The 1901-nt window shown below is 62.0% G+C and carries 4 protein-coding genes; all 4 read right to left on the bottom strand.

Annotated elements, in window-relative coordinates; all coding sequences use genetic code 11:
* Positions 1–61: 61 nt before the first annotated feature.
* Complete coding sequence (locus HLUSI_RS0106075) at positions 62–361, bottom strand: hypothetical protein (RefSeq protein ID WP_016833120.1); 300 nt, start codon at positions 359–361, stop codon at positions 62–64.
* Between the two features lie 142 nt (positions 362–503).
* Complete coding sequence (locus tag HLUSI_RS0106070) at positions 504–803, bottom strand: hypothetical protein (protein WP_016833120.1); 300 nt, start codon at positions 801–803, stop codon at positions 504–506.
* A 138-nt stretch (positions 804–941) separates the two neighbouring features.
* Positions 942–1100 carry a DUF3309 family protein gene (locus HLUSI_RS31350; protein ID WP_016833119.1) on the bottom strand — a complete coding sequence of 53 codons (159 nt, stop codon included), beginning with the start codon at positions 1098–1100 and terminating at the stop codon, positions 942–944.
* Positions 1101–1171: 71 nt separating this feature from the next.
* On the bottom strand, positions 1172–1901 hold a 730-nt coding region (locus HLUSI_RS0106060), incomplete at its 5' end, for an autotransporter outer membrane beta-barrel domain-containing protein (protein ID WP_016833118.1).

The raw sequence follows: 1901 nt of genomic DNA, 5'->3' as shown, positions 1-1901 counted from the left end.
GACCCGCGGGTCCCCTTTTTTCGCTTCTGTGAAGACGCAGTCTACCGCGAGCGTGTCCGGTTCATTCGACGGCGCTGCGTGCCTTCAGAATGCGTTTGGCGCGTGCCAGATCGCTGTTCTGATTGTCGCGTGCTTCCTTGCGGCAGCCCTTGGCTTCCGCGCCTTTGAGGGATTTGCATTCCTGCAGCGCCTGGGCCCCGGCGGCGCGGGCTTCTTTGACCAGCGTTTTGTAGTGCAACCGGGCGGTGTCGTCGCCTTGATACCAGCGTGCGGGATCTTCCTGGGAAACGTCTTCTTCAGCGGCCAACGCCGGCGCATGCACGGCAGCGGCGGCAATGCCGGCCGCCAGCAGGAGCGGCATCAGAAGCAGGTGTGGTCGGCGATTTTTTCTCATCGTTGCAGACTCCTCGGGTAGAAATGATGAACGGCGTTGCACCCTCAAGACCCGCGGGTCCCCTTTTTTCGCTTCTGTGAAGACGCAGTCTACCGCGAGCGTGTCCGGTTCATTCGACGGCGCTGCGTGCCTTCAGAATGCGTTTGGCGCGTGCCAGATCGCTGTTCTGATTGTCGCGTGCTTCCTTGCGGCAGCCCTTGGCTTCCGCGCCTTTGAGGGATTTGCATTCCTGCAGCGCCTGGGCCCCGGCGGCGCGGGCTTCTTTGACCAGCGTTTTGTAGTGCAACCGGGCGGTGTCGTCGCCTTGATACCAGCGTGCGGGATCTTCCTGGGAAACGTCTTCTTCAGCGGCCAACGCCGGCGCATGCACGGCAGCGGCGGCAATGCCGGCCGCCAGCAGGAGCGGCATCAGAAGCAGGTGTGGTCGGCGATTTTTTCTCATCGTTGCAGACTCCTCGGGTAGAAATGATGAACGGCGTTGCACCCTCTCAAGGTGCAACGCCGCCATCATATCCTGTTTGCCCTGCGCGGCATGAAATCCCCGGGACTATAGTCGTCCGAGCAGCACCAGGATCAACAGGATGATGACGATCGTGCCGGCAATCCCGCTGGGGGCATAACCCCATGAGCGGCTATGCGGCCAGGTCGGCAGGGCGCCGATCAGGATCAGGATAAGAACGATCAGAAGTATGGTGCCGAGTGTCATGTTGTTCTCCTTGTTGTTACTGCAGGGTTGCAGCGTTCATCGTCGCCATGCGAAGCCGCATGGCGTCCATGTCAGAAACGTACCTTCACGTAAGCCGACGGACCTTTCAGGCGGATATCCAGATTGGCGTCGTCGATGGCGCCGCCGCCGTCGCGGTTGATCTTGATGCGCGTGATGCCGTAGTCGGCGCCGATACCCAGGTTGGCCAGCGGATACCACTCGGCGCCGACTGCTGCGCCATAGATGTGGCCGGTGACCCTGCCCCAGTTCTTCTTCACGCCGGAGGCTTCCGCATAGAGACGGAGGTCCTTGCTGAAGGCATGCTTCCAGCCGACTTCCAGCAGCGGCGCCCAGGTTTTTTCGGAGTAGCTGTCGCTGAACGTGCCGGCCGCGCCGTTGAGCGTGGCTGCCGCATTGACGTCAATCTTGGCGCGATAGTAGCCGGCGCCGAGGCCGATGCCGAAGACGTCGTTGCCTTGGCCGATCCACCACTTGTAGGCCAGCGACGCCATGTCCACCTGGATGTTGGCGTCGCCATTGCCATTGAGGGTGGAGCCGGTGCCCACGGGAATGGTGCGGTTGATGGCGCCGCCGTAATTTTTCTTGTAAGTGAAATAGTCGAACGACAGTCCTTGGCTGTCGAACAGCAGCAGCTCGGCGCGGACGCGCGGCAAGGCGGTGCGGTCGCGGTCGATGTCGCCGGACTGGTACGAGCCGTAGTGCGAGTTGGCGTTGACGCGGAAAGTCGGGTCAACGTAGTAGGCGCCTGCCGACAGGCTGAAGCGATCCAGCGCCGGCGAC

Origin of the sequence: Herbaspirillum lusitanum P6-12, assembly GCF_000256565.1 — a bacterium.
Classification (GTDB): domain Bacteria; phylum Pseudomonadota; class Gammaproteobacteria; order Burkholderiales; family Burkholderiaceae_D; genus Herbaspirillum; species Herbaspirillum lusitanum.
The sequence above is the reverse complement of the archived record's forward strand: the minus strand, read 5'-3'. Positions and strand labels throughout refer to the sequence as shown.

What these genes read in the sequence shown, in the direction of transcription:
- HLUSI_RS0106075 (WP_016833120.1), bottom strand. Translation starts at nt 361, where the DNA reads ATGCCGCTCCTGCTGGCGGCCGGCATTGCCGCCGCTGCCGTGCATGCG.
- HLUSI_RS31350 (WP_016833119.1), bottom strand. Translation starts at nt 1,100, where the DNA reads ATGACACTCGGCACCATACTTCTGATCGTTCTTATCCTGATCCTGATC.
- HLUSI_RS0106070 (WP_016833120.1), bottom strand. Translation starts at nt 803, where the DNA reads ATGCCGCTCCTGCTGGCGGCCGGCATTGCCGCCGCTGCCGTGCATGCG.